This window comes from Tsuneonella sp. HG094, assembly GCF_053819285.1.
This window is the reverse complement of record NZ_JBSORA010000001.1, coordinates 1,724,352-1,747,714: the sequence shown is the minus strand read 5'-3', so window position 1 is coordinate 1,747,714 and position 23,363 is coordinate 1,724,352. Positions and strand designations below refer to the sequence as shown.

Sequence of the window (23,363 nt, the reverse complement as noted above, 5' to 3'; positions counted from 1 at the left end):
CAATGGACTTCATATCGATCCTGTCGATCTTCGTGCTCGCCTGCTTCGTGGGCTATTACGTCGTGTGGTCGGTAACCCCGGCGCTGCACACGCCGCTGATGGCGGTGACGAATGCGATCTCCTCGGTGATCGTGGTCGGCGCGCTGATCGCGGCGGCCGCGGCGGGCAGCCCGAGCGCCAAGTGGCTCGGCCTCCTCGCGGTGGCGCTGGCGAGCGTGAACATCTTCGGCGGCTTCGCGGTGACCGCGCGGATGCTGGCGATGTACAAGAAAAAGGATAAGCCCTCGGCCACATCGGAGAAGAAGGCATGAGCCTCGGGCCGATGCAGACGACCGATCTTTCGGTCGCCGCCGACGCGGCGCACGCGGTGAACCCGTGGGTGGCGCTGGCCTATCTCGCGGCGGGCGTGCTGTTCATCCTCGCGCTGCGCGGGCTGTCCAGCCCGGCGACGAGCCGCGCGGGCAACCGCTACGGCATGGTCGGCATGCTGATCGCGGTGGTGACGACGCTGGTGACGCATTTTCCATGGATGGACGAAAGCCGCTGCCCGCAGCCTCGCGAGTTCGGTTTCGATGGGTGTGGGTCAATTATCATCCCGGATTGGGCGACGAGTGGCGAAATCCTTGCCGCCATCGCCATCGGCGGCGCAGTCGGCTGGATCATTGCTCGGCGCATCGCGATGACCGCCATGCCGCAGCTTGTGGCGGCGTTCCACTCGCTCGTCGGCCTCGCGGCGGTGCTCGTCGCGGTGGCGGCGTTCCTCAATCCCGCGGCGTTCGGCATTCTCGGAATGGACGGCAACATCCTCGCGGTCAGCCGCGTGGAAATGATGCTCGGCGCGGCGATCGGCGCGATCACCTTCTCGGGCTCGGTCATCGCCTTCGCCAAGCTCAACGGCAACATGAGCGGATCGCCGATCATGCTGCCCGGGCGGCACGTGATCAACCTCGGCACGCTGCTTGGCATCCTTGCCGGCACCGCGGTCTATGCGCTCGCGGCGAATGCCGGGGCGGGCGAGGGGTGGCTGTTCTGGGCGGTCCTCGTCGCCGCGTTCGTGATCGGTTTCCTGCTGATCATCCCGATCGGCGGCGCGGACATGCCGGTCGTGGTGTCGATGCTCAACAGCTATTCGGGCTGGGCAGCGGCGGCGATGGGCTTCACGCTGCACAACACCGCGATGATCGTCACCGGCGCGCTGGTCGGCAGTTCGGGCGCGATCCTCAGCTATATCATGTGCCGGGCGATGAACCGCAGCTTCCTGTCGGTGATTGCGGGCGGATTCGGCGCCGATGCTGCGGTGGCGGGCGAGGCCAAGGAGCAGCGCCCCTACAAGACCGGCAGCGCGGCGGACGCGGCGTTCATGCTCGAGCAGGCGGAAAAGGTCATCGTCATTCCCGGCTACGGCATGGCGGTGGCGCAGGCGCAGCACGCGCTTCGCGAGATGACCGACGCGCTCGAGGAAAAGGGCGTCGAGGTGAAGTTCGCGATCCACCCGGTCGCGGGGCGCATGCCGGGACACATGAACGTGCTGCTGGCCGAAGCGCAGGTGCCCTACGACAAGGTCTTCGAACTCGAGGACATCAACTCCGAGTTCGCGCAGGCCGATGTCGCCTTCATCATCGGGGCGAACGACGTGGTGAACCCGGCGGCCAAGACAGACAAGACTTCGCCGATCTACGGGATGCCGGTGTTCGACGTCGACAAGGCCAAGCAGGTCTTTTTCATCAAGCGCAGCATGGGCGGCGTGGGTTACGCGGGCGTCGACAACGACGTGTTCTACATGGACCAGACCATGATGCTGCTCGCCGACGCCAAGAAGATGGTCGAGGATATCGTCAAGTCGTTCGACTGATGCGCCTTCCCCTTATTGCTGTAGCCCTGCTGGCAACCACCGGGTGCGTTTCGCAGATCGCCGAAGGTCGCGTCCGGTCCGCGCTCGTCGATGGCGGGCTGTCCGACAGCCACGCGGCCTGCATGGCGGATCGCATGGTCGAACGCCTGTCGATCGCGCAGCTCAGGAAACTCGAGAGCTTGAAGCCGCGCGCGGGAGAGCCCGTGCGCCCCGTATCGATCGCAGGCTACGTGGAACGCGTGCGCCGAGTGGGTGACGCCGAGGTCATCGCCGTCACTGCAAGCTCGGCCGGCTTGTGCGCCGCTGGATTGGGCTGAAGCGCGTCAACTGCCCTTCAGCGTCGGCACCCCGCCGTTGAGCGCGAAGTCGCCGAAGGCGAACTTGCAGGCGTCGAACCCGGTCCACACGACGGGCGTGTTGTCGCCGTCGAAGGTCATGCGTACGTCGTATTTGCAGACCTTGGCATCCTTGTCGAAGTGGACGGTATAATCGTCGCCCGGTTTCACCTTGCCTTCGCCCTGGTCTTCCTCGCGGATGTCCTTTTTCCAGTCGCCGGTTCCGGCTTGCGAAACCTCAACCAACTTGATGGTCTTGCCGGTCTTGTTGACGAGTACGAAGTCCCAGCTTTCGGCGAAGGCGGGCGCGGCCGTGAGCAGAAGCCCTGCCGCGATAGTCAGTTTGATGTGCATCTTGCGTCCTCTCCCCAAAGGATCCGGCAACAGATTGCTCCCGTCGCGAAGCACTTGCAAGTCCCTGCATTCAGCGTTGACTAACGGTCCTGTCAGTAGCAGCTTCGAGCCATGAGGATGACCTGTATCGGCCTGCTGGCGCTCGGCGCCGCGGCCTCGCCGTCGCTCGCCGCGACGCATACCGTGGCTGCCGGGGCCGACGCGCATGCGCGGCTGCAGGAGGCGCTGATCCTGGCGCAGCCGGGCGACGAGGTCGTGCTCGGTCCGGGCCGGTTCGCGCTCGATGACGGGCTCAGCCTCGATGTCGACCGGGTCACGGTGCGCGGATCGGGCATGGACACGACGGTGCTCGATTTCACCGGTCAGAAGGGTGCGGGCGAAGGACTGCTCGTCACCAGTGACGGCGTAACCTTGCGTGACTTCGCGGTCGAGAATCCGAAGGGCGACGGGATCAAGTCCAAGGGAGCCGACGCAATCGTCTATCACCGCGTGCGGGTGACCTGGACCGGCGGACCTCTGGCGACCAACGGCGCGTACGGCATCTACCCGGTCGAAAGCACCGGCGTGCTGATCGACGGGGTGCAGGTATCGGGCGCGTCGGACGCGGGCATCTACGTCGGGCAGAGCCGCGGCATCACCGTGCGCAATTCGGTCGCGCAGGCGAACGTCGCGGGGATCGAGATCGAGAACAGCCGCGACGCTCTGGTGGAGGCGAACCTCGTCACCCGCAACACCGGCGGCATCCTGGTTTTCGACCTGCCGAGCCTGCCGGTGATGGGCGGAGGCAATGTGCTCGTCCGCGACAACCTGGTGGTCGACAACGACACGGCCAACTTCGCGCCGCCGGGCAACATCGTCGCGGGCGTGCGGCGGGGCACGGGCGTGATGGTCATGGCCAACGACGCGGTAACGGTCGAAGGCAACACGATCGCCGGCAATCCCACCTCGGCGGTCATGGTGGTCGCCTATCCGCTGGCGTTCGAGGATGCGCGCTACAACCCCCTGCCGCGCAAGGTCGCGGTGGGTGCGAACCGGGTAAGCGGAAATGGCACCGATCCGCAGGTGCCGGGCGGCGCAGCGCTGGTTGCGGGTTTCGGCGGCGCGCTGCCGCCGGTCATGTGGGACGGACTTGGTGAGACAGCGCTCAGTGCCGACCCGACTATGAACGGCTGGTCGCTCGGTTTGACGAAGCAGGGCCAGGGTCCCGCCGATGCCAAGCCCGCCCCTGCCAAGTTCGCTGCCTTCGCCGATGCGGTCGATCGCGAAGCGGTGGGCGTCCCGGCGGAGCTCGACGCGCGGCTCAAATGATCCGCAGCGCCATCTTCGGCATTGCGCTCGCGGCCGCTGCGGTCGCGATCGCGCGGGATGCGCCCACGCCAAGCGACGCGGCGATCGCGGGCAGCGATATGCCGCGCACCCTTTCGGCGTTCGGGTTCTTCGCCGATGCCGCCGCGCAACTGCCGTCGGACGGCGTGGTCCCTTACCGGCTCAACACGCCGCTGTGGTCCGACGGCGCGGAGAAGCTGCGTTTCGTCTACGTCCCGCCGGGCAAGCGCGCTGCGGCGGCGGGAGAGGGGCTGCTCGACCTGCCCGTCGGCTCGGCGCTCATCAAGACCTTCGCCTTTAGCGAAAAGGGGAAGCGAAGGCTGATCGAAACCCGGCTGTTGCTCCACCGCGCGAACGGGTGGGTCGCGTTGCCCTATCTTTGGAATGCCGAGCAGACCGAGGCGACCCTGGCGGTGACCGGAGCACGGGTTGCGGTGACGACCCCGGCAGGCGAGGCGATCGAGTACCGCGTCCCCAACAAGAACCAGTGCAAGGAATGCCATGGCCTAAGCGGAGCGGTCGTGCCCATCGGCCCCAAGGCGCGCAACCTGGCCGCCGATTGGCTGGACGGGTTCGCCAAGACCGGTCACCTCGATACGGTACCTTCTGTCGCCCACCCGCTCCCTTTGTGGGAAAACCGAGCCGGCGCAACGGCCGAGACAGCAGCGCGCGGCTATCTCGACGTCAACTGTGCGCATTGTCACCGGCCCGGCGGCTCGGCGTCCAACTCCGGCTTGGACCTGCGCTGGGAGCAATCGGACCCGAAGGCACTCGGCGTGATGAAGCGGCCCGTCGCGGCGGGGCGCGGGGCGGGGGCATTCCTGTTCGATATCGTCCCAGGCAAGCCTGCGGAATCGATCATGGTGCACCGCATGGCCAGCCTCGAGGGCGGGGTCGCGATGCCCGAGCTCGGCAAGGCGACCGTCGATCGCGAAGGCTTGGCAGCGGTAGAGCGCTGGATCGCCGGGCTGTAACGAGCGGATTTCTTCGCACATGCGGTAGACGCCGCCTCGCTCCAGCGGCTAGCGAGGCCCGAACGTCGTTCGAAGGGAACCTTCCGTTGCGCAAGCTGGGCCTGATCGGGGGAATGAGCTGGGCCTCTACCCGCGACTATTATGAATACATCAACCGCGCGGTCCAGCGCCGCGTGTCCCCGCTGTCGAGCGCGCCGCTGCTGATCGAGAGCCTCGACTTCGAAGGGTTGCGCGGCATCGAGGACGACGCGGGCTGGGAGCATGCGGCGGACGTTCTGTCGGATAGCGCCCGACGGCTCGCCGGTGCGGGGGCAGGCGCGCTGCTTATTGCGGCCAATTCGATGCACAAGGTCTATGACCGGGTGGCCGAGGCAGCGGGCGTGCCTGTGCTCCACATCGCCGACTGCGTCGGGCGCGAGATGCAGGCAGCCGGGATCAAGAGCGCGGCAATTGTCGGTACCCGCAACGTGATGACCGAGAGCTTTTATCGCAAGCGGCTCGTCGCCCACGGAGTCGACTTGTTGCCGCCCGACATGGACCAAGTCGCCGCGATCGACCGGATCATCTACGACGAGCTGATGGTCGGCAAGGCGAGCCGAACCGCCGAGCGCACTATGAAGACCTGGATCACGGTCAAGGAGCAGGAAGGGGCGGAGGCGATCGTGCTCGCTTGCACGGAGCTGTCGATGGTGGTCGACGTCGATGCGAATGTCCTGCCGGTCTTCGATTCCGCTCGTGCACATTGCCGTGCAGCAGTCGAGTGGCTGCTTGGCGACGAATAGTATTTTTCTTGCGACAAACCGGTGGGTAAATTTCCCGCTCAGCATCTTTCTGTATTCCCTTCGGCAACGATTGGCGCATTCTCTCGCGACCTGTTGAGGGAAGGGACACATCATGAAAAACCGGGTTGCCGGCCGCCTTGCGGCCGTGGGTTTGACGTCACTCGCCATGGCGCTTGCCGCCACTCCGGCGCACGCCGAGAAGATCGCGAACTCCTACATCTGCGTATTCAAGAACGACCGCGTCGCGAAGAGCGAGGTCGCGGGCAAGGCGCGCGCCGCCGCGAACGCGCATGGCGGGTCGGTCAAATTCGTCTACGGCGATGCCCTCAAAGGCTTCGCTGCCAACATGAGCGAACAGGCCGTGACCAACATGCGCCGCGCGAACCCGTCGATCGCCTATTGCGAACAGGACCAGGTGATGAGCCTGCCGCCGATTTCGGTCATGGCAGGCAAACCCGGTGGCGGGACCGCTCCGGCCGAAACCACTCCATGGGGGGTGGCGCGGGTGAATGGCGGCATCGACGCCACGGGCAAGACTGCGTGGATCATCGATAGCGGGATCGATGGGGATCATCCGGACCTGATTGTGGACCAGACGCGCAGCAGGGATTTTACCGGGTCGCGGACCGGATGGCAGGACGAAAACGGACACGGGACTCACGTAGCCGGCACTGTCGCTGCGGTGGACAATACCGTCGGAGTCGTCGGGGTCGCCGCTGGCGCGACGGTGGTTGCGGTTCGCGTGCTCGATCGTCGCGGTTCGGGCTCGACATCGGGCGTGATCGCGGGCGTCAACTACGTGAAAGCGAACGGCCAGGCGGGCGATGTGGCCAACATGAGCCTCGGCGGCGGTGTTTCGCAAGCGCTCGACGATGCGGTGCTGGGTGCCGCGGGAACCGTGCCGTTTGCCCTGGCTGCCGGCAACGAGACCGACGACTACCACAATCACTCGCCGGCACGCGCCGGCGGCGTGGCGACGAACGACAAGGTGTTCACGGTTTCGGCCATGACCAGCGCGGGCGCGCTGGCCAGCTACTCCAACTACGGCATCGGCATAGCCTGGGCCGAGCCGGGCTCGGCTATCCCGTCGACGTACAAGGACGGAGGCTACGCGACGCTGAGTGGAACCTCGATGGCCTCGCCGCACCTTGCCGGTCTGCTGCTTCTTGGCGCAGTCCGTTCGGGCGGTACGATCACCGGAGACAAAGACGGCGTACCGGACCAGATCGGCGTCCGCTGATCCGGCCAGAGGATATATTGCGGGCCGCGCGTCAGATTCGATGCGCGGCCCTTTTTCTCGGGCGCAAGACATGCGTTCCGCTCCTGTTCCCGTTGCCCCCCAAGCGGCCCGCGCCTAACCGCCGCTGACCGATGACGCTTGCACCCTACGCCGCCGATCCCCACGCCAGTGTCGGCCGCGAATTTGCCGAGAACCGTGAAGGTGCGCGCGGACCCCGCAGCGAATTCCAGCGCGACCGCGACCGCATCGTTCATTCGATCGCGTTCCGCCGCCTGCGATCGAAGACGCAGGTGTTCATCGCCCCCGATGGCGATCATTATCGCACTCGCCTGACCCACAGCATCGAAGTCGCCCAGATCGGCCGGGTGATCGCCCGCGCCCTCGGGCTCGACGAAGACCTGACCGAGGCGCTTTGCCTGGCCCACGACATCGGCCACCCGCCCTTCGGCCATGCGGGCGAGGATGCGCTGGAAGAGGCGATGGCGCTGCGCGGCGGGTTCGATCACAACGCCCACACGCTGCGCGTGCTCATGCGGCTCGAGAGCCCGTATTGCGACCACCCCGGCCTCAACCTGTCGTGGGACGTTCTCGAAGGCCTCGCCAAGCACAACGGCCCGGTTCAGGCGCCGAACTGGGCCTTGGCGGAACTCGACGCGGCATTCCCGCTCGATCTCGGCGCGTGGCCCAGCCTCGAGGCACAGGTCGCCGCGATCGCCGACGACATCGCCTACGACAACCATGACATCGACGACGGCCTCCGCGCCGGTTTCCTGCTGCTCGACGATCTGCTGGAATTGGCGCCGATCGCCGACCAATACCGCGCGATCGAGCGCCGTTATCCGGCAACAAGCGTGGACCAGCGTCTGCGCGAACTCGTGCGCAGCCGCATCGGGCTGATGGTCAACGACGTGATCGAGACGACGCGGGCCAACGCGGAGGGATTGCGGAGCGTGATCGAGGTGCGCGCCCAACCCGCTGCGCTCGCCGCGTTCTCGCCTGCAATGGCCGAGGAGGAAAGGGCGCTGAAGGCGTTCATGTACGAGCGGCTCTACTACCACCCCGAACAGCTCACGGCCGCTGGCCGCGCGCGCGACGTGGTTTCGCGCCTGTTCGCAGCCTACGACCAGGATCCGGCGACCTTGCCCGATGCGTGGCGGGCGGCGATGCCGACGCAGGAGCCGCAACGCAGCCGCCATCTCGCCGATTTCATCGCCGGAATGACCGACCGTTTCGCGATCGACCAGTGCACGCGCATTTTCGGGCGTGCGCCCGAAGGGCTGCGCAATGTCTGATCCGCTGCGCATCGCGCTCGTCGGGGCGACCGGCCTCATCGGCACCGAGGTGCTGCGGCTATGCGTCGGGCGCGAGGACGTGCGGCTAGTCGCGGTGTCGCGGCGCGAATTCCGCCTGCCCGAAGGCGCACGCATGGAACTGTTCGTCGCCGATGCCGACAAGTGGGGCGAGGTGTTCGAGGCGATCCGGCCAACTGCTGTGATCTGCGCGCTCGGCACGACATGGAAGAAGTCCGGCAAGGACGAGGATGCGTTCCGTGCGGTCGACCGCGATCTCGTCCTCGCGACAGCTTCCGCTGCGAGTGCCGCCGGGGTCGAGCGCTTCGTTGCCGTCAGTTCGGCGGGCGCGGACTGGCGGTCGAAGAACTTCTACCTTCGCACGAAGGCCGAGGTCGAGCGCGAACTCGGCAAACTGCGGTTCAAGCGCCTCGACATCTTGCGGCCCGGGCTGCTGCGCGGCAAGCGCGATAGTGATTTGCGGTTCCTCGAACGCTTCGGCATCCTTGTCTCGCCGCTGACCGACCTGTTCCTCCAAGGCGGGATGGCGGGCTACCGCTCGATTTCCGCCGAACTGGTGGCCAAGGCAGCGCTCGGTCTCGCCAAGCGCAAGGCGGCGGGCAAGTTCTTCCATGACAATGACGCGATCCTGCGCGCAGCAGCGGGGCTGGCGCTCACCAACACGCAGACGTGAACTCTTAATCACATTGAGATGTGGCAATCACACTGCAATGTGCTATTACGAGTCGCATGGCACATTCCATTATCGATCGCGTTCGCGAACTCGTCGCCGATGACCGCATGAGCCGTACCGCGCTTGCGCGCGCCGCCGGCCTTCACGCCAACTCACTGCGCGATTGCCTCGAGCCGCGCTGGAACCCGACCGCCGATACACTCGCGAAGCTCGAACAGTTCCTCTCGGCGAACGACGAGCGGCCGGTCATCGTATCGGCCGAGGAAATCATCGACGAGGCGCGCAACGGTCGGATGTACATCCTCGTCGACGACGAGGACCGTGAGAACGAGGGCGACCTGATCATTCCGGCGCAGATGGCGACGCCGGGCGCGATCAACTTCATGGCAACCCACGGTCGCGGACTGATCTGCTTGGCGATGACCAAGCAACGGGTCGACCAACTCGGGCTCGACCTGATGAGCCGCAACAACCGCACACGACACGAGACTGCGTTCACCACCTCGATCGAGGCGCGCGAGGGCGTCTCTACCGGGATCTCCGCTGCCGACCGCGCGCGGACCGTATCGGTAGCGATCGACGGAACCCGAACACGCGACGACATCGTGACACCTGGACACGTCTTCCCGCTCGTCGCGCGCGAGGGCGGGGTGCTCGTTCGCGCCGGACATACCGAGGCAGCGGTCGACATCTCGCGGCTTGCCGGGCTCAACCCGTCGGGTGTGATCTGCGAGATCATGAACGACGATGGCACGATGGCGCGCCTCGGCGACCTCGTCCGCTTTGCCCGCCTTCACGACCTCAAGATCGGCACGATCCGTGACCTCATCGCCTACCGCCGCAAGCACGACCACCTGCTCGAGCGCCGGGCCGAGCGGCGCTTCATCAGCAAATGGGGCGGGGACTGGCAGGCGGTCGCCTTCTACAACAAGGCGACCGGTGAAGAGACGCTTGCGCTGGTGAAGGGCGCAATCCGCACGGACCGGCCAACGCTGGTGCGGATGCACAGCCTGTCGCTGTTTCCCGACATCTTCGGGGAAGACAACATGCGGTCGAGCCTCGTCGCACAATCGATGGAGATCATCGCAGCCGAAGGTTCGGGGGTGATCGTCCTCATTAATCGGCCGGGCGCGGATTATGTCAGCCGCTCCATCCACATGGGCGAACTGGGCGAAACCAGCCCCGCCGTGACGGACTCGACCGAGCAGCGCGATTATGGCGGCGGGGCGCAGATCCTGGCCGAGCTGGGGGTCCACGACATGGTCTTGCTGACCAATACCGAGCATTCGCTGGTTGCGCTCGAGGGTTACGGCCTCAGCATCGTCGGCCAACGTCCGATCACAGAAACCGCGACCGCAGACTAAAGCGAGCCGCCAGCCAAGGCGTCTATCGCCCCCTGCAGGATAACTGCGGCGGCGTGGGCATCGATCCGCTCCTTTCGGCGAGCCCGACTCATGTCCTGTTCGATCAGCGAGCGCTCTGCGCTGACCGTCGACCAGCGTTCGTCCCACAACAGCACCGGCAGGTCGAGCGCGGCAGCGAGGTTGCGGGCGTAAGCGCGGCTAGCCTGCGCGCGCGGTCCTTCGCTGCCGTCCATGTTGCGTGGCAGGCCGATAACGATGCCGACGACACTGCGTTCGCGGCACAGCGCACCGAGTGTGTCGCGGTCGCGGCCGAACTTGCCGCGCTCCAGCGTCTTGCCGGGTGAAGCAAAGCGCCAACCTGCATCGCAAAGCGCGGTGCCGATGGTCTTGGTACCCAGGTCGAGCGCCAGCAGCGCGCCGCCGCTGGGCAGCGCAGCGCCGAAGTCCCGCGCAGTGTCGGTGATCAGCGGGCCATCACTCAACGAGGAAGCGTCCACGACCCGACCCGGCGCGCGACGTCGGCCTGCAGGTTGGCCCAGAACAGCGGGATGTCGTAGACGTGGTAGTTGTTGCCCGGCAGCACCGCGCTGCCCATCGTCGGTGGATCGCCGATGAGCAGCAGACCGCGATCATCGCAACGTGCGGGCGCATAGGCGCGTACCAGGGATCCGTTCGACAGATCCTGGTCGGGCACCAGCGTACCCAGGTTCGCATCGACATCGGCGCTGCCGCCCATCATCCCGGTGAGTGGGTTGGTGCACAGGAACGAACTGTCACCGCGCGGCTGGCCATCGAACCCGATCGAGGAGCTGTAGGTTTCGAACAGGTCGTCGGGATCGGCGGGTTCGGCGAACGTGGACCAACTGACCACGCAACCGGACTGGGCAGCGGTGGCGCAGGCGGGCAGGCCGAGTGCGGGCAGGTCGTGGTCGAGCGAGATCGGCCAGCCGACCACGTAGGCGGCGGCCACCCGGCTCGCGATCGGTTTGCCTGCGATTTCCTCGCGCATCAGGCGAAGCAGGTGGAGCGAACCCTGGCTATGGCCCGCGATCACGATCGGATCATCGGGGTCGACGCTGGCAAGGAACACGCGGAACGCGTCGCGCACGTCGCGATAGGCGGCATCGATCGCCTTTTTCGCGGGCTCGCTTTCGGTCAGGAATGCGCCGAACGTCGCCTGGCGGTAGCGCGGCGCCCAGATCTCGCTCGCCTGATTGAACGGGCTGGCCATCCCCTTGAGGTACAGCTTGGCGACGCGGTTGGCCTCGGGATCTTCGAGCGGGGCGTTCCAGCGGTTGCGGTCGAGGAAGCTCGTAGGGTGAACGAAGAACACCGCAAAATCGCGTGGCTTGACCGCATCGGTCCCGCTGGCGGTCAAAGTGGAGGTCGGAAGCGGAGTCGGAGCAGCTTCGGCTCCGTCGGCGCTGTAAGCGGGCTGCCAGCGCGCCGGGTCGGCCACGCCCATGCCGGGCCGCGAAAACCACATGGCCGGGTCCTGGTATGCGTTGGCCGTAAGCGGAGACTGCTCGACGAAATCGCCCGACGGCACGAACGCGAGCCGCGTAAGCTGCTGCGACCAGACGCTGAGCGCGATCGCCCCTGCGATGACGAGGACGATGATAAACGCGACGAAATAAAGGAACTTGCGCGCCATCAGGTAGCAGGCTTGGCAGTAATGTCGGTGGCAGTGTGACCAGCGTTCCCGCCGTCGCCTTCGCCGTCCTCTTCGAGGCGGTGCGCGCGGCGTTCCAGCGCCACCTTGATCATCGCCAGCATCGGATCGGCAAAGGTGAGACCGAGCACCCCGAAAAGCACGCCCATGATAAGCTGGAAGCCGAGCACGAGCGCCGGGGCGAGATCGACCGTCTTCTTGGCGATCATCGGGACCAGCACGTATCCGTCGAAGTTCTGGACGGCGAGGTAGATCGCGATCGTCCACAAACCCATCTCGGTCCCGCCGGAGAACCCGACAAGGATCATGAGCGCGCCGGAAATGATCGCGCCGATGTTGGGAATGAAGGCAAGGATGCCGGTGATGAGCCCGAGCAGCGCCGCCATCGGCACGCCGACCCAAGTCAGCGCGACATAGGTGAACAGCCCTTCGGCGACCATGCCCAGCAGCCGCCCGGCAAGAAGGCGCCGCATCGTGAACGCCATCGCGCGCATCGACTTGTCGAGATCGTCGCGCCGATCCTCGGCCACCATCCACGACAGGCCGCGCTCGTACGGACGCGGATCGACCGCCAGATAGATGCCGATGATCGCGATCAGGAACAGCGTGGTGAGGCCGCCGACTACACCGCCGATCGCCCGGGTGACCGTGCCAACCCCGCTCATGAGGTTGCCGGCGAAGCTCTGGATATCGCCCTGGCTGATTGCCACACCCTTGGAGCGCAGCCAGGCCACCGCGCGGCCTGCCTGCTCTGTAACAAGGGCCGGGAACTGCGCCGCCTGTTCGGCGATCTGGACCCCTGCGAAGTGTGTCAGCCACGCGGAGAAAAGCAGCGCGAAGAGAAGAACGATGCCGACCCGCCAACTGCGGCCGATGGGCAGGACCCGGCCGAGCAGGCGCGCGCCGCCATCGAGCATTGATGCGAAAACCAGCGCCCCGAAGATCACGAGGAGCGATTGCGCTACATAGACCGCCAGCACGGCAAGGCCGATGATGCTGACCCAGATCGCGGCCCGCTGGGCCTCGTAGCGCAGCTTGGGACTGGCGATATGGGTCGGGCTGACGCCGACCGCTTCGCTGGATTCGTTGGTGTCGGCCGGTTCGCTCATATGCCTACTTAGCGATGGCGGGGCGCAGCGTCGACCATGCTCGACCACCCCGCAGCGAACTCCACCAGGTCAGCGGATTGAGCGTGGTCGTGCCGTCGAGAGAGAAGGTGATGAACTCGGCCCGGCCGCCGACGTTGGCGAGCGGGACCGGGCCGCCGAGACCGCTTTCCCACGTCTCCGCGCGACTGTCCGCCGAATGGTCGCGGTTGTCGCCCATCAGGAAAACGTGGTCGGCGGGCACCTGGATCTCGGGCATGTCGTCGAGCGGCTGCTGCCGATGGTCGACGATGCGATAAGTCGCGCCGTTGGGCAGCGTCTCGCGGCGCGCGGGGACCTCGTAATAGTCCTTCCCGTCGGGCGCGCGCACCCGGAAGCCTTCGAAATAATCGAGGCACGGCGTTCCGTTGCAGACCTGCGCATCGACCGGGATGCGGATGTCGGGCTCCACCTTCTGCACGATCGGATTGCCGTTGAGCACGATCTGGCCGTTCCGCACGGCGATCCGGTCGCCGGGCAGCGCAACCACGCGCTTGATGTAGTCCTCGTCCCGGTTGGGCGGCACGGCGATCACGATGTCGCCGTATTCGGGCGTTGCAGGCCAGACGCGGGTATTGCCGCGCGGCAGGACGTGGAAGCTCGCCGACACCCAGCTCCACCCATAGGGGTACTTCGACACCACCAGCCGGTCGCCGACCATCAGGTTCGGCACCATTGAGGTCGACGGGATGTAGAACGGCTTGGCGACGAGGCTGTGGAACGCCAGCACGGCGAGCAGCATCAGGCCGAGGCCGCGTAGCTCCGCCAGCCAGTCGACCTTCTCGCGCTTTTTATCGGATTCGCTCACGGACTGGATATCGCTCAGGATTGTCATTGTGGGAGGGCCTCGATCACGACGAAGGCCTGCGCCCATGGATGATCGTCGGTTAGGGTCAGGTGAATGCGCACCTCATGGCCGGGCGGGGTCAATTCGGCAAGCCGCTTGGCGGCTCCCCCGGTCAGCGCGAGCGTGGGCGCGCCGGAGGGTGCGTTCACGACCCCGATGTCCTTGTGGAACACCCCGCGGCGAAATCCGGTCCCGACCGCCTTGGCATAGGCCTCCTTGGCGGCCCAGCGCTTGGCGAACGTGCCCACGCGAGTGAAGGGACGCTTTGCCGCCTTGGCGCGCTCGACATCGGTGAAGCACCGCGCCTCGAATTTCTCGCCCCACCGCTCAAGCGAGGCGGCGATGCGGTCCATGTTGGTGAGGTCGCTGCCGAGGCCGATGATCATTGCGCCCCCTTCACCGAGCATCGTCCATCAGTTCGCGCATTTGGCGCACCGCCGACTCGAGGCCGACGAACACCGCCTCGCCGACGAGGTAGTGGCCGATGTTGAGTTCGGCGAGCTGGGGAATCGCGGCGATGGGCTGGACATTGTCGTAGGTGAGGCCGTGGCCGGCGTGTGGTTCGATGCCGTTCTTGGCGGCGAGCGCGGCCATGGCGGCGATGCGGCGCAGTTCGACCGCAACCTGTTCGCCGGTGGCATGGGCGTATTCACCGGTGTGCAACTCGACGACTGGTGCTTTCATGCGCAGCGCGGCTTCGATTTGGCGTTCCTCGGGCGCGATGAACAGGCTGACGCGGATGCCGGCATCGGACAGGCGAGCGACGATCGGGGCGAGGCGGTTGTGCTGTCCCGCCGCGTCGAGCCCTCCCTCGGTGGTGCGCTCCTCGCGTCGCTCGGGCACGATGCACGCGGCGTGCGGTTTGTGGCGCAGCGCGATCTCGAGCATCTCGTCGGTCGCGGCCATTTCGAGATTGAGCGGCAGGTCGGTCGCCGCCTGGATGCGCGCAAGGTCATCGTCGCGGATGTGGCGGCGGTCCTCGCGAAGGTGTGCGGTGATCCCGTCCCCGCCGCAGCGCGCGACGATCTCCGCCGCACGCACCGGGTCGGGATGATCGCCGCCGCGCGCGTTGCGGATCGTCGCGACGTGGTCGATGTTGACGCCCAGGCGTAGCGAATGCGGCACTCTATTTGCGGCTGCCCGGCTTGGTCACGGGAATCGCCGCAAGTTCCGGCGGAATCTCGTCCTCGGCATAGCTGGGAAAATTGATGTCGATCAGGGGGTAGAACGGCACGCCGAGATCGACGGTGCCGTTCGAGCGGTCGACCACCGCGGCTTCGGCGATCACCTCGCCGCCCTCGCGCCCGACGGCGGCGATCGCCTCGCGGCTGGAGAGGCCGGTGGTGACCACGTCCTCGACCATCAGGACTTTCGCGCCAGGTTCGAGCCGAAAGCCGCGGCGCAATTCGAAAATGCCTTCGGGACGTTCGAGGAACAGCGAATCCTTGCCCAGCGCGCGGCCCATCTCATGCCCGATGATGAGGCCGCCCATCGCCGGACTGACGACGACATCGATCTGGCTGCGCAACTCGCGCGGAAGCTTCTGCGCCAGCGCGATGGCGATCCGTCCGGCGCGATCCGGGTTCATCAACAGGCGGGCGCACTGGAGGTAGTGCGCACTATGGCGACCGCTGGACAGTTTGAAGTGGCCTTCCAGCAGCGCTTCGCAGCCACGGAATTCCTGCAGCACGTCTTCGTCGGTCATCGGGTGGTCGCGGGCTTTCGAACGGGGTGGCGAACGGGGCGGGAACTGCTTGGGAAAAATCTCCCTAGAAGCGCTTGAGGCATGGGGCAAGCGCGCGTATAGGCCCGCCAAACCCGCGCCCGGCGGGGCTTTTCGGCTGCTTCAGGGGGCCACGAATCCGACGGGCAGAAACGACCGAATACAAGACGGCAAAGACGGAAAGCTTCGCACCGATGATCCTCGGCAAATCGACCGCTCAATACTTCGCCCCGCTGTGCGCCGCGCTGCTCGTGGCGCTCTCGCCGCAGGCTGCAGTGGCCCAGGTCGCCGCTCCCGCCTCGGTAGCGAGCCAGCCCGCTGCCGCGACCGAAGCGGCTCCCGCTGCCGCCGAAACCGGCGCTGCCGCCGTCGGCGCGGTCGACGACAAGGCCGATGCATCGAGCGAGACGGTCGCCGCCGGTTCGTCCGCCTACACGCCGCTCGGACCCGAGTGGATCAAGGGGCAGCCGGTCCCCGGCGGGATCGACCTGCAGCCGCAGTATTCGCCGATCGGCGAGCAAGCCAAGCCGTTCCACGACGCGCTCGTGTGGATCATGGCGATCATCAGCGCCTTCGTGCTCGGCCTCATGCTCTATGTCATGGTGCGCTTCCGCCGGAAGGCGCACCCGACGCCCACGCGCACCACGCACAACACGATGATCGAGGTGGTGTGGACGCTGCTGCCGGTGCTGATCCTCGTCGGCATCGCGATCCCCTCCATCAGCCTGCTGTCGGCGCAGTACAAGTCCGCGCCGAAGGACGCGCTGACCGTCAAGGTCACCGGCTACCAATGGTACTGGGGCTACACCTATCCCGACAACGGCGGGTTCGAGGTGATCTCGAACATGCTGCCCGAGGAAGAGGCCGAGAAGCGCGGCGAGCCGCACCAGCTTGCGGTCGACAACCGCATGGTCGTGCCCGCCGGTGAATGGATCCGCATCCAGACCACCGCCGCCGACGTGATCCACGCCTTCGCCGTGCCGTCGCTGTGGTTCAAGCTCGACGCCGTTCCCGGTCGCCTCAATGAGAAGCGGCTGATGATCAAGGAGCCGGGCATCTATTACGGCCAGTGTTCGGAGCTCTGCGGCGCCAAGCACGGCTACATGCCGATCGCGGTCGAGGCGCTGCCCCGTCCGCAATTCGAGGCATGGGTCCGCGCTCAGGGCGGCACCGTCGGTGCACCCGAGGAAGCTGCCGCTCCGGCCGCAGCGCCGATCCAGCAGCCTGAGACCGCCGCGCAGCAGCCCGCCGCCGGAGCGACCGCTACGGCGACCGCCGAAGCGACCGCCACCGCTGCCGCCGCCCAGTAACGATACAGATCAAAGCGTAGAGACCGAAATCATGGCCACCACCGCCGACCACTTCCAGGCTCACGACGATCACGCGCATCACCACGATGCCGATCACAAGCCCGGCTTCTTCGCCCGCTGGTTCATGTCGACGAACCACAAGGACATCGGCACGCTGTACCTGATCTTCGCCATCATGGCGGGCATCATCGGCGGCGCGATTTCGGGTGTGATGCGCATGGAACTGCGCGAACCCGGCATCCAGGTGCTCGGCTCGTGGGTCGCCATGATGGGCGGCGCTGAAAGCTTCGAGGCCAATCTCCACGCGTGGAACGTCCTGATCACCGCGCACGGCCTGATCATGGTGTTCTTCATGGTCATGCCGGCGATGATCGGCGGCTTCGGCAACTGGTTCGTGCCGCTGATGATCGGCGCGCCGGACATGGCGTTCCCGCGCATGAACAACATTTCGTTCTGGCTGACGGTTGCAGGCTTCGTATCGCTGTGCATCAGCCTGTTCGTGCCCGGCGACGCGACCGGCAACGGCGCGGGCACCGGGTGGACGGTCTATGCGCCGCTCTCCACCAGCGGCTCGCCGGGCCCCGCGACCGACTTCGCGATCTTCTCGCTGCACCTTGCCGGTGCGGCGTCGATCATGGGCGCGATCAATTTCATCACGACCATCTTCAACATGCGCGCGCCGGGCATGACCCTGCACAAGATGCCGCTGTTCGTGTGGTCGGTGCTGGTCACCGCATTCCTGTTGCTGCTGGCGCTGCCGGTGCTCGCCGCGGCGATCACCATGCTGATCACCGACCGCAACTTCGGCACGACGTTCTTCGCGGCCGACGGCGGCGGCGACCCGATCCTCTACCAGCACCTGTTCTGGTTCTTCGGCCACCCCGAAGTGTACATCATGATCCTGCCGGGCTTCGGCATGATCAGCCAGATCGTCGCGACGTTCAGCCGCAAGCCGGTGTTCGGCTACCTCGGCATGGCCTACGCGATGGTTGCCATCGGCGTCGTCGGCTTCATCGTCTGGGCGCACCACATGTATACCGTGGGCCTGGACGTGAACACGAAAATGTACTTCACCGCGGCGACCATGGTGATCGCGGTGCCGACCGGTGTGAAGATCTTCAGCTGGATCGCCACGATGTGGGGCGGATCGATCGAGTACAAGTCGCCCATGGTTTGGGCGCTGGGAATGATCTTCCTGTTCACCGTGGGCGGCGTGACCGGCGTTTATCTCGCCAACGGCGGCATCGACGACGTGGTGCACGACACCTATTTCGTGGTCGCGCACTTCCACTACGTGCTGTCGATGGGCGCGGTGTTCAGCCTGTTCGCGGGTTTCTACTACTGGTTCCCAAAGATGAGCGGTAAGATGCACTCCGAGCTTCTTGCCCATCTCCACTTCTGGGGCTTCTTCATCGGCGTGAACGTGATCTTCTTCCCGCAGCACTTCCTGGGCCTGCAGGGCATGCCGCGCCGCTATCCCGACTACGCCGAGGCCTATGCCCAGTGGAACGGCGTCAGTACCCTCGGTTACGAGATCATGGCCGGTTCGATGATCTTCTTCTTCGCCAACATCATCTACGCCTTCGTGGCGGGCAAGAAGGCGGCCGACAACTACTGGGGCGAAGGCGCCACGACGCTCGAATGGAGCCTGTCGAGCCCGCCGCCGTTCCACCAGTTCGAAACGCTTCCGGTGATCGAGGACGACCACGATTACCACAACCACATGCCTAAGGGATCGGCGACCGCCTGAGCGGCAGCCACTTGACGGACAACGAGCGGCCGGTCCCTTATGGGGCCGGCCGTTTGCTTTGGAGAGGACGACGAATGCCCGAGATGCGCCAGATCGACACCGGCGATGCCACCTTGCGCTGTGCCATCGAAGGCACCGGCCCTTTGGTGATCTTCGTCCACGGCTTTCCCGAAAGCTGGTATTCGTGGCGCCACCAGCTCGGCCCCGTGGCGGCGGCGGGCTTCACCGCCTGCGCGATCGACGTGCGCGGCTACGGCGGTTCGGACAAGCCGCCCAAGATCGAGGATTACACGCTCGAGAAGATTGCCGCCGACCTTGCGGGCCTTGCCGACGCGCTCCAGCCCGATGCCCCCGCAATCCTCGTCGGCCACGATTGGGGCGCGCCGATCGTTTGGAACACCGCGCTGACCAATCCCGAGCGGTTCTCGGCCGTGGCGGGTCTGTCGGTTCCGTTCGCGGGCGTGCCCAGCCGCCCATTCACCGAGGTGTTCCGCGAGCACTTCACCTCGAAGGGCAAGTTCTTTTACCAGGAATACTTTCAGGAACCCGGCGTCGCCGAGGCCGAGGCGGAGGCCGATCCGCAAGGCTTCGTCCACCGCATGATGTATTCGATCTGCGGCGACGTGAAGCCGGGCAACTATTACGACAAGCCGCTCGGGGCGACGTTCTCCGAAGGGTTGCCGGATCCGCAGCCGGTCGCCTGGCTCACCACCGAGGACATCGAGTTCTACGGCCGCGAGTTCAGCCAGAGCGGCTTTCGCGGCCCCCTCAACCGCTACCGCAACCACGAGCGCGACTACGCATGGCTGCAGGGCTGGCAGGGCAAGCGCATCGAGCGGCCCAGCCTTTTCATCGGCGGCGACCGCGACCCCGCAACCTTCCTGTTCGGCGCGGTAACCGACCCGGTCGGCATGATGCGCATGTTCGCGCCGAAGGTAGAAGGCCACATCCTCAAGGGTGTGGGCCACTGGACCCAGCAGGAACGCCCTGACGAGGTCAACGTGCTGCTGCTGGACTGGCTGGGCCGGCTTTAGCTCGACGGCACCGTCCGGTCCGGGTGATCGTCCCGCGCTCCGTCGGTGGACAGTGCGGAATCGAGTGCGACGGGGTCGATCGTCACGATCCGCGACGTGCCCAATCCGCGGACGTGGATCAGCGTCGCTCTACGCACATAAACCGTGCGAGCGTTGCCTTCGATCATCTCCTCGTCGGTATCGATGTCATAGGTACCCGCTGGCAGCGCCTCGCCGACCTCGGGCAGCGTGAACGGATGGGAGAACGTCACCTGCGAGCGGGTCGTCCGGGTTGCCACTCGATGTCTCCCTTGTCACGGCGCGTTCAGCAGGGCCCGCGCAGCTAGCTGTTCTTGATCGTCTCCAGACCCTTGATCGAGCCCGGCTTCAGCGTGGGCTGCGAGGCGTTGGTCTTGGGCTTTTCGGCTTTGGGCTTGCGGACTTCACGGTTCGATTTTCTCTGGCCTTTAGCGATGGCGTTCACTCCTCTAGGGGTTGGGGGGCTGGGTGCTGTCGGGGCGTCAGGTGTCGGCCTTGCCGCGGTCGGGATTTTCGTTCTGTTGCTGGGCACCGTCATCGACCTTCCGCGAATCCCCGGCATAGCTGCCATAGATGATCGTGGGCGGTGCACCGGGGGCCAAAGGAACTTGGGCCACGGGAACGGCATCGGCGTGTGCCATCGTCCGCAGCCGCCTGATCCGGTCGGCATATTCGGCGATACGACCGAAGTGCTCGTCGTTCGCTCCCGCACCTGCCTTCATCACCGCGATCTGGTGCGCGTGTAGCAGTTCGTTGAGGTCCATGGCGGGCTCCTGTCGGTCGGTGTGGCGAGCGGTTTCGGATGGTTCAGCGGCGCACACGCTAGCCCCTTTGCGCTTCCGCCTGCTCACGATGGGTTTGCTGGCGGCAGAGATTCACCGCCCGCGGCTTCCCCCCGTCGCCGGGAACGAGGATCGTGAAGCTATATCGCTGGAACGGTCGCGGTTCGGGAAAGAACTGCGCCTGGTCGGCGCACTTGAACACGACCGGGGCGCCATCGATGTCGGGTTTAAGCATTCCCGCAAGGCGTCCCTGGTCAAATGAAATGATGGTGCCGTACCGGGTCATGCCAAAGCGCCCTTCGATGCATCATCCGGCCGATCGACGGCGAGATCCTGCAAGATCGCCTGCACGCGCGCGGCGCCCGCCGCGTCCGCGGTTGCCACGGCAAGAGGCTGGCCGCCCAGCTCGGGACGATCGGTGTTGAGAAAGGCGATCGCTGCGTCTTTTCCCAGCAAGCGAAACGCGAGCTGGGTGATATCGCCCTGACGCGCCGCGCGGTCCTGCGGGAATGGAGCCAACCGCGCTCGGCGCTTCCAGTGCGATGCGGGCGCGCTGATCTTGTCTTCGGTCATCGGGCAAGGGTTCCTTCCGGGTGCGGACGACCGCTCATCGGGTCAGCCAGTAAATCAACAGTCCCAGCGCGATGAGCGGCAGGAAGACGCCGAGATAGTTCGACTGGGAGGTCTGGGAGGCGGTCACAGCAAATCCTGCTCGAGCCGGGTCATCCGGCGCGCCTGCGCAATGGCGTCGTCAAGATTGGTGTAGCGAAAGGCGCCCACGGAGTACGTTTCGGTCACGTGCCGGACGACCCCCAGGGATTCGGCAAGCGCGTCGGGTGCCAGGCTCCCGCCCTCGTTCTCCCAGGATTCGGCTTTGCGTGGGCGATCTGCGGGTGTGGAGTTGGACATCGAGCGGCTCCCTTGCTGCAAGCGGGAGCCCTCAGTCTCTCAGTCGAGGGCGCTCACATCGAAGGATGCCACATCGATGCACTCAAGATGGGGTTCCGCGCGCGAGATACAAGGTGGTCAGCGTTTCCTACATCCAGCGATCGTGCCACACGGCGGCTGTGAAACACCCATTGCCAGACCGGACCGCTTTCGTCGCCGCGTGGGAAGACGTCGCGTCTTCCTGCCTGGACTCTGTGACATCGTGACGTGCTTGCGAACCTCGCCTTCCGCTTCCCCTTTCCGCCTCCCGCCCCTATAGGCCCGCCCGACCCCCGATGACCGATTCCGCCGCCTTCTACCTGCCCAGCGACTGGCGCGACTTCCTGTCGCTGACCAAGCCGCGCGTGATGAGCCTGGTGATCTTCACCGGCCTGTGCGGCCTGCTTGCCGCGCCGGGCACGATCCACCCCGTTATCGGCTTCACCGCCGTCCTGTGCATCGCGATGGGCGCAGGGGGCGCAGCCGCGCTCAACCAGTGGTGGGAAGCCGATATCGACGCCGAAATGAAGCGCACCGCCGCGCGGCCGATCCCCGGTGGACGCATGCGCCGGACCGATGCGCGCGACTTCGGATTGGTGCTGTCGGGCGCGTCGGTGATGATCATGGGTGTTGCGGTAAGCTGGCTCGCCGCGGCGATTCTCGCGCTCAGCATCGTCTACTACGCGGTGGTCTACACCATCTGGCTGAAACCGCGCACCCCGCAGAACATCGTGATCGGCGGCGGCGCCGGGGCGTTTCCCCCCATGATCGGCTGGGTCGCAGTGACGCACGACGTCACGCTCATGCCGGTCCTGCTGTTCGCGATCATCTTCTTCTGGACCCCGCCGCATTTCTGGGCACTCGCGCTGTTCGTGCAGACCGATTACGCCAAGGTCGGCATCCCGATGATGCCGGTGGTGAAGGGCGAGGCGAGCACGCGGCGCCAAATCCTTGGCTATGCCATCCTTCTCATGCCGATCGCAGCCGCGCCGTGGTTCATCGGCGGAACGGGCGCGATCTATGGCGGTGCGGCGATGCTGCTCAGCCTCGTGTTCGTGTACCTCTCGGCCAAGGTCGCACTGCGGCGGTCGGAGCCCGACGACGCGATGAAGCCCGAAAAGCGGCTGTTCGGTTTCAGCGTGCTCTATCTCTTCGCGCTGTTCGCTGCGCTGGTTGTGGACCGCGCGGTTTACGGGCAGGGGCTGTTCGCATGACGCCTGAGGAAGAAACCGAATACAAGCGCCGCCGCAAGGGCCGCAACACCGCGCTCGCGCTGGTGCTGCTGTTCTTTGTGGCGCTGTTCTATGCCATCACCTTCGTCCAGTTCGGCAGCAAGCCCTGATGGCGAGCGCGGCCCCGATCGACTTGCGGCTAAAGCGCAGCAACGCGAAGGTCGGCCTGTATGCCGCGTTGCTCGCAGCCGCGATGCTGGGGCTCGGCTATGCCGCCGTGCCGCTCTATCGGATCTTCTGCCAGGTAACCGGCTTCGGCGGCACGACCCAGCGCGCCACGCTGGGCGAGGCGATCGCGGCCGAGCTCGCGGGCAAGCAGGCGGGCGTGATGACACGCTCGATCCGCTTCGACGCCAACATCGATCCGGACCTGCCGTGGACCTTTCGCCCCGAGCAGGTGACCCAGACGGTCAAGCTGGGCGAACGGCAGATGGCGTTCTTCTATGCGAAGAATACCTCCGACAAGCCGGTGACCGGTACCGCCAGCTTCAACGTATCGCCCGAACAGACAGGCCAGTACTTCAACAAGATCCAATGCTTCTGCTTTACCGAGCAGACCCTCCAGCCAGGGCAGGAGGTGCACATGCCGGTGCTCTATTTCATCGATCCGCGCATCCGCGACGACAAGAACGCCGCACCGGTGGAGCAGATCACCCTTAGCTATACTTTCCACCGCTCCGACAATCCGGCGCAATAGCCCTCTGGACCGCGCC

Annotated in this window: 30 protein-coding genes; 16 read left to right on the top strand and 14 right to left on the bottom strand. The window is 65.8% G+C overall.

The window, feature by feature from the left end; all coding sequences use genetic code 11:
- The first annotated feature begins 2 nt into the window (after positions 1–2).
- The 3 genes from ACWPMX_RS08865 to ACWPMX_RS08855 are packed head-to-tail and all read left to right on the top strand — an operon-like array spanning position 3 to position 2,169.
- The gene (locus ACWPMX_RS08865; protein WP_455699670.1) at positions 3–311 is read left to right on the top strand and encodes an NAD(P) transhydrogenase subunit alpha; all 309 of its coding nucleotides are present in this window, start codon (positions 3–5) and stop codon (positions 309–311) included.
- An 11-nt stretch (positions 312–322) separates the two neighbouring features.
- A complete protein-coding gene (locus ACWPMX_RS08860; RefSeq protein ID WP_455700754.1) occupies positions 323–1,852 on the top strand; it encodes an NAD(P)(+) transhydrogenase (Re/Si-specific) subunit beta in 1,530 nt (509 codons plus the stop codon).
- The gene (locus tag ACWPMX_RS08855) at positions 1,852–2,169 is read left to right on the top strand and encodes a hypothetical protein (RefSeq protein ID WP_455699669.1); all 318 of its coding nucleotides are present in this window, start codon (positions 1,852–1,854) and stop codon (positions 2,167–2,169) included. The genes ACWPMX_RS08860 and ACWPMX_RS08855 overlap by 1 nt, the downstream gene beginning before the upstream one ends.
- A 6-nt stretch (positions 2,170–2,175) precedes the next feature.
- Here ACWPMX_RS08855 and ACWPMX_RS08850 read toward each other — a convergent pair whose 3' ends face one another.
- On the bottom strand, positions 2,176–2,541 hold the full coding sequence (locus ACWPMX_RS08850; RefSeq protein WP_455699668.1) for a hypothetical protein: 366 nt from the start codon (positions 2,539–2,541) through the stop codon (positions 2,176–2,178).
- Positions 2,542–2,658: 117 nt separating this feature from the next.
- Between ACWPMX_RS08850 and ACWPMX_RS08845 the strand changes: the two genes are divergently transcribed.
- The 7 genes from ACWPMX_RS08845 (at position 2,659) to ribB (ending at position 10,210) form a co-directional block, all read left to right on the top strand.
- Positions 2,659–3,849 (top strand): parallel beta-helix domain-containing protein, encoded by a 1,191-nt coding sequence (locus tag ACWPMX_RS08845; protein WP_455699667.1) that lies wholly within the window; start codon positions 2,659–2,661, stop codon positions 3,847–3,849.
- Entirely contained in the window at positions 3,846–4,841 is a 996-nt protein-coding gene (locus ACWPMX_RS08840) for an SO2930 family diheme c-type cytochrome (RefSeq protein WP_455699666.1), read from the top strand. The genes ACWPMX_RS08845 and ACWPMX_RS08840 overlap by 4 nt, the downstream gene beginning before the upstream one ends.
- An 86-nt stretch (positions 4,842–4,927) precedes the next feature.
- The gene (locus tag ACWPMX_RS08835) at positions 4,928–5,623 is read left to right on the top strand and encodes an aspartate/glutamate racemase family protein (RefSeq protein ID WP_455699665.1); all 696 of its coding nucleotides are present in this window, start codon (positions 4,928–4,930) and stop codon (positions 5,621–5,623) included.
- Positions 5,624–5,735: 112 nt separating this feature from the next.
- Complete coding sequence (locus tag ACWPMX_RS08830; RefSeq protein ID WP_455699664.1) at positions 5,736–6,863, top strand: S8 family serine peptidase; 1,128 nt, start codon at positions 5,736–5,738, stop codon at positions 6,861–6,863.
- A gap of 131 nt (positions 6,864–6,994) precedes the next feature.
- Positions 6,995–8,155: a deoxyguanosinetriphosphate triphosphohydrolase gene (locus tag ACWPMX_RS08825; protein ID WP_455699663.1), complete on the top strand. Its 1,161-nt coding sequence runs from the start codon at positions 6,995–6,997 to the stop codon at positions 8,153–8,155.
- On the top strand, positions 8,148–8,846 hold the full coding sequence (locus tag ACWPMX_RS08820) for an NAD(P)H-binding protein (protein WP_455699662.1): 699 nt from the start codon (positions 8,148–8,150) through the stop codon (positions 8,844–8,846). Before ACWPMX_RS08825 ends, ACWPMX_RS08820 begins: the two co-directional genes overlap by 8 nt.
- A gap of 56 nt (positions 8,847–8,902) precedes the next feature.
- Positions 8,903–10,210 carry a 3,4-dihydroxy-2-butanone-4-phosphate synthase gene (gene ribB, locus ACWPMX_RS08815; protein ID WP_455699661.1) on the top strand — a complete coding sequence of 436 codons (1,308 nt, stop codon included), beginning with the start codon at positions 8,903–8,905 and terminating at the stop codon, positions 10,208–10,210.
- Here the strand turns inward: ribB and ruvX are convergent.
- From ruvX to pyrE, 7 genes are read right to left on the bottom strand one after another with little or no spacing between them, the layout of a single operon-like run.
- Entirely contained in the window at positions 10,207–10,692 is a 486-nt protein-coding gene (gene ruvX / locus ACWPMX_RS08810) for a Holliday junction resolvase RuvX (protein WP_455699660.1), read from the bottom strand. The two genes, ribB and ruvX, sit on opposite strands and share 4 nt — an antisense overlap.
- A complete protein-coding gene (locus tag ACWPMX_RS08805) occupies positions 10,689–11,864 on the bottom strand; it encodes a DUF3089 domain-containing protein (RefSeq protein WP_455699659.1) in 1,176 nt (391 codons plus the stop codon). The genes ruvX and ACWPMX_RS08805 overlap by 4 nt, the downstream gene beginning before the upstream one ends.
- Positions 11,864–12,991: an AI-2E family transporter gene (locus tag ACWPMX_RS08800; protein WP_455699658.1), complete on the bottom strand. Its 1,128-nt coding sequence runs from the start codon at positions 12,989–12,991 to the stop codon at positions 11,864–11,866. The genes ACWPMX_RS08805 and ACWPMX_RS08800 overlap by 1 nt, the downstream gene beginning before the upstream one ends.
- 4 nt (positions 12,992–12,995) lie before the next feature.
- Positions 12,996–13,862 (bottom strand): signal peptidase I, encoded by an 867-nt coding sequence (gene lepB / locus ACWPMX_RS08795; protein WP_455699657.1) that lies wholly within the window; start codon positions 13,860–13,862, stop codon positions 12,996–12,998.
- Entirely contained in the window at positions 13,859–14,260 is a 402-nt protein-coding gene (acpS, locus tag ACWPMX_RS08790) for a holo-ACP synthase (RefSeq protein WP_455699656.1), read from the bottom strand. The genes lepB and acpS overlap by 4 nt, the downstream gene beginning before the upstream one ends.
- A gap of 10 nt (positions 14,261–14,270) precedes the next feature.
- A complete protein-coding gene (locus ACWPMX_RS08785) occupies positions 14,271–14,999 on the bottom strand; it encodes a pyridoxine 5'-phosphate synthase (RefSeq protein WP_455699655.1) in 729 nt (242 codons plus the stop codon).
- A gap of 1 nt (position 15,000) precedes the next feature.
- The gene (pyrE, locus tag ACWPMX_RS08780; RefSeq protein WP_455699654.1) at positions 15,001–15,579 is read right to left on the bottom strand and encodes an orotate phosphoribosyltransferase; all 579 of its coding nucleotides are present in this window, start codon (positions 15,577–15,579) and stop codon (positions 15,001–15,003) included.
- Between the two features lie 212 nt (positions 15,580–15,791).
- Between pyrE and coxB the strand changes: the two genes are divergently transcribed.
- The 3 genes from coxB to ACWPMX_RS08765 all read left to right on the top strand — a co-directional run bounded on the left by coxB (position 15,792) and on the right by ACWPMX_RS08765 (position 19,691).
- A complete protein-coding gene (coxB, locus tag ACWPMX_RS08775) occupies positions 15,792–16,907 on the top strand; it encodes a cytochrome c oxidase subunit II (protein ID WP_455699653.1) in 1,116 nt (371 codons plus the stop codon).
- A gap of 31 nt (positions 16,908–16,938) precedes the next feature.
- Positions 16,939–18,657, top strand: coding sequence for a cytochrome c oxidase subunit I (gene ctaD / locus ACWPMX_RS08770; RefSeq protein WP_455699652.1), 1,719 nt, complete (start codon positions 16,939–16,941; stop codon positions 18,655–18,657).
- A 74-nt stretch (positions 18,658–18,731) separates the two neighbouring features.
- The gene (locus tag ACWPMX_RS08765; protein ID WP_455699651.1) at positions 18,732–19,691 is read left to right on the top strand and encodes an alpha/beta fold hydrolase; all 960 of its coding nucleotides are present in this window, start codon (positions 18,732–18,734) and stop codon (positions 19,689–19,691) included.
- On the opposite strand, the gene ACWPMX_RS08760 is transcribed toward ACWPMX_RS08765, so the two are convergent.
- The 6 genes from ACWPMX_RS08760 to ACWPMX_RS08735 all read right to left on the bottom strand — a co-directional run bounded on the left by ACWPMX_RS08760 (position 19,688) and on the right by ACWPMX_RS08735 (position 21,400).
- The gene (locus ACWPMX_RS08760) at positions 19,688–19,969 is read right to left on the bottom strand and encodes a hypothetical protein (RefSeq protein WP_455699650.1); all 282 of its coding nucleotides are present in this window, start codon (positions 19,967–19,969) and stop codon (positions 19,688–19,690) included. The genes ACWPMX_RS08765 and ACWPMX_RS08760 overlap by 4 nt on opposite strands.
- A gap of 44 nt (positions 19,970–20,013) precedes the next feature.
- Positions 20,014–20,154: a hypothetical protein gene (locus ACWPMX_RS08755; RefSeq protein WP_455699649.1), complete on the bottom strand. Its 141-nt coding sequence runs from the start codon at positions 20,152–20,154 to the stop codon at positions 20,014–20,016.
- A 37-nt stretch (positions 20,155–20,191) separates the two neighbouring features.
- Complete coding sequence (locus tag ACWPMX_RS08750) at positions 20,192–20,473, bottom strand: hypothetical protein (protein ID WP_455699648.1); 282 nt, start codon at positions 20,471–20,473, stop codon at positions 20,192–20,194.
- Between the two features lie 58 nt (positions 20,474–20,531).
- Complete coding sequence (locus ACWPMX_RS08745) at positions 20,532–20,777, bottom strand: cold-shock protein (protein ID WP_455699647.1); 246 nt, start codon at positions 20,775–20,777, stop codon at positions 20,532–20,534.
- The gene (locus ACWPMX_RS08740; protein WP_455699646.1) at positions 20,774–21,064 is read right to left on the bottom strand and encodes a hypothetical protein; all 291 of its coding nucleotides are present in this window, start codon (positions 21,062–21,064) and stop codon (positions 20,774–20,776) included. The genes ACWPMX_RS08745 and ACWPMX_RS08740 overlap by 4 nt, the downstream gene beginning before the upstream one ends.
- A gap of 123 nt (positions 21,065–21,187) precedes the next feature.
- Positions 21,188–21,400: a hypothetical protein gene (locus ACWPMX_RS08735; protein ID WP_455699645.1), complete on the bottom strand. Its 213-nt coding sequence runs from the start codon at positions 21,398–21,400 to the stop codon at positions 21,188–21,190.
- 314 nt (positions 21,401–21,714) lie between these two features.
- Here ACWPMX_RS08735 and ACWPMX_RS08730 point away from each other — a divergent pair, with 314 nt between their 5' ends.
- From ACWPMX_RS08730 to ACWPMX_RS08720, 3 genes are read left to right on the top strand one after another with little or no spacing between them, the layout of a single operon-like run.
- Positions 21,715–22,632 (top strand): heme o synthase, encoded by a 918-nt coding sequence (locus tag ACWPMX_RS08730; protein ID WP_455699644.1) that lies wholly within the window; start codon positions 21,715–21,717, stop codon positions 22,630–22,632.
- A complete protein-coding gene (locus tag ACWPMX_RS08725; RefSeq protein ID WP_455699643.1) occupies positions 22,629–22,760 on the top strand; it encodes a hypothetical protein in 132 nt (43 codons plus the stop codon). Before ACWPMX_RS08730 ends, ACWPMX_RS08725 begins: the two co-directional genes overlap by 4 nt.
- On the top strand, positions 22,760–23,347 hold the full coding sequence (locus tag ACWPMX_RS08720) for a cytochrome c oxidase assembly protein (RefSeq protein WP_455699642.1): 588 nt from the start codon (positions 22,760–22,762) through the stop codon (positions 23,345–23,347). Before ACWPMX_RS08725 ends, ACWPMX_RS08720 begins: the two co-directional genes overlap by 1 nt.
- Positions 23,348–23,363 lie beyond the last annotated feature (16 nt).

Excerpts from the sequence above, each read along its gene's own strand:
- lepB (WP_455699657.1), bottom strand. The coding sequence starts at position 13,862 with ATGACAATCCTGAGCGATATCCAGTCCGTGAGCGAATCCGATAAAAAG.
- ACWPMX_RS08735 (WP_455699645.1), bottom strand. The coding sequence starts at position 21,400 with ATGTCCAACTCCACACCCGCAGATCGCCCACGCAAAGCCGAATCCTGG.
- ACWPMX_RS08855 (WP_455699669.1), top strand. The coding sequence starts at position 1,852 with ATGCGCCTTCCCCTTATTGCTGTAGCCCTGCTGGCAACCACCGGGTGC.
- ACWPMX_RS08840 (WP_455699666.1), top strand. The coding sequence starts at position 3,846 with ATGATCCGCAGCGCCATCTTCGGCATTGCGCTCGCGGCCGCTGCGGTC.
- ACWPMX_RS08805 (WP_455699659.1), bottom strand. The coding sequence starts at position 11,864 with ATGGCGCGCAAGTTCCTTTATTTCGTCGCGTTTATCATCGTCCTCGTC.
- pyrE (WP_455699654.1), bottom strand. The coding sequence starts at position 15,579 with ATGACCGACGAAGACGTGCTGCAGGAATTCCGTGGCTGCGAAGCGCTG.
- ACWPMX_RS08745 (WP_455699647.1), bottom strand. The coding sequence starts at position 20,777 with ATGACCCGGTACGGCACCATCATTTCATTTGACCAGGGACGCCTTGCG.
- ACWPMX_RS08750 (WP_455699648.1), bottom strand. The coding sequence starts at position 20,473 with ATGGACCTCAACGAACTGCTACACGCGCACCAGATCGCGGTGATGAAG.
- acpS (WP_455699656.1), bottom strand. The coding sequence starts at position 14,260 with ATGATCATCGGCCTCGGCAGCGACCTCACCAACATGGACCGCATCGCC.
- ACWPMX_RS08800 (WP_455699658.1), bottom strand. The coding sequence starts at position 12,991 with ATGAGCGAACCGGCCGACACCAACGAATCCAGCGAAGCGGTCGGCGTC.
- ACWPMX_RS08850 (WP_455699668.1), bottom strand. The coding sequence starts at position 2,541 with ATGCACATCAAACTGACTATCGCGGCAGGGCTTCTGCTCACGGCCGCG.
- ctaD (WP_455699652.1), top strand. The coding sequence starts at position 16,939 with ATGGCCACCACCGCCGACCACTTCCAGGCTCACGACGATCACGCGCAT.
- ACWPMX_RS08730 (WP_455699644.1), top strand. The coding sequence starts at position 21,715 with ATGACCGATTCCGCCGCCTTCTACCTGCCCAGCGACTGGCGCGACTTC.
- ACWPMX_RS08740 (WP_455699646.1), bottom strand. The coding sequence starts at position 21,064 with ATGACCGAAGACAAGATCAGCGCGCCCGCATCGCACTGGAAGCGCCGA.
- ACWPMX_RS08865 (WP_455699670.1), top strand. The coding sequence starts at position 3 with ATGGACTTCATATCGATCCTGTCGATCTTCGTGCTCGCCTGCTTCGTG.
- ACWPMX_RS08820 (WP_455699662.1), top strand. The coding sequence starts at position 8,148 with ATGTCTGATCCGCTGCGCATCGCGCTCGTCGGGGCGACCGGCCTCATC.
- ACWPMX_RS08830 (WP_455699664.1), top strand. The coding sequence starts at position 5,736 with ATGAAAAACCGGGTTGCCGGCCGCCTTGCGGCCGTGGGTTTGACGTCA.
- ribB (WP_455699661.1), top strand. The coding sequence starts at position 8,903 with ATGGCACATTCCATTATCGATCGCGTTCGCGAACTCGTCGCCGATGAC.
- ACWPMX_RS08825 (WP_455699663.1), top strand. The coding sequence starts at position 6,995 with ATGACGCTTGCACCCTACGCCGCCGATCCCCACGCCAGTGTCGGCCGC.
- ACWPMX_RS08765 (WP_455699651.1), top strand. The coding sequence starts at position 18,732 with ATGCCCGAGATGCGCCAGATCGACACCGGCGATGCCACCTTGCGCTGT.
- ACWPMX_RS08845 (WP_455699667.1), top strand. The coding sequence starts at position 2,659 with ATGACCTGTATCGGCCTGCTGGCGCTCGGCGCCGCGGCCTCGCCGTCG.
- ACWPMX_RS08720 (WP_455699642.1), top strand. The coding sequence starts at position 22,760 with ATGGCGAGCGCGGCCCCGATCGACTTGCGGCTAAAGCGCAGCAACGCG.
- ACWPMX_RS08860 (WP_455700754.1), top strand. The coding sequence starts at position 323 with ATGCAGACGACCGATCTTTCGGTCGCCGCCGACGCGGCGCACGCGGTG.
- ACWPMX_RS08725 (WP_455699643.1), top strand. The coding sequence starts at position 22,629 with ATGACGCCTGAGGAAGAAACCGAATACAAGCGCCGCCGCAAGGGCCGC.
- coxB (WP_455699653.1), top strand. The coding sequence starts at position 15,792 with ATGATCCTCGGCAAATCGACCGCTCAATACTTCGCCCCGCTGTGCGCC.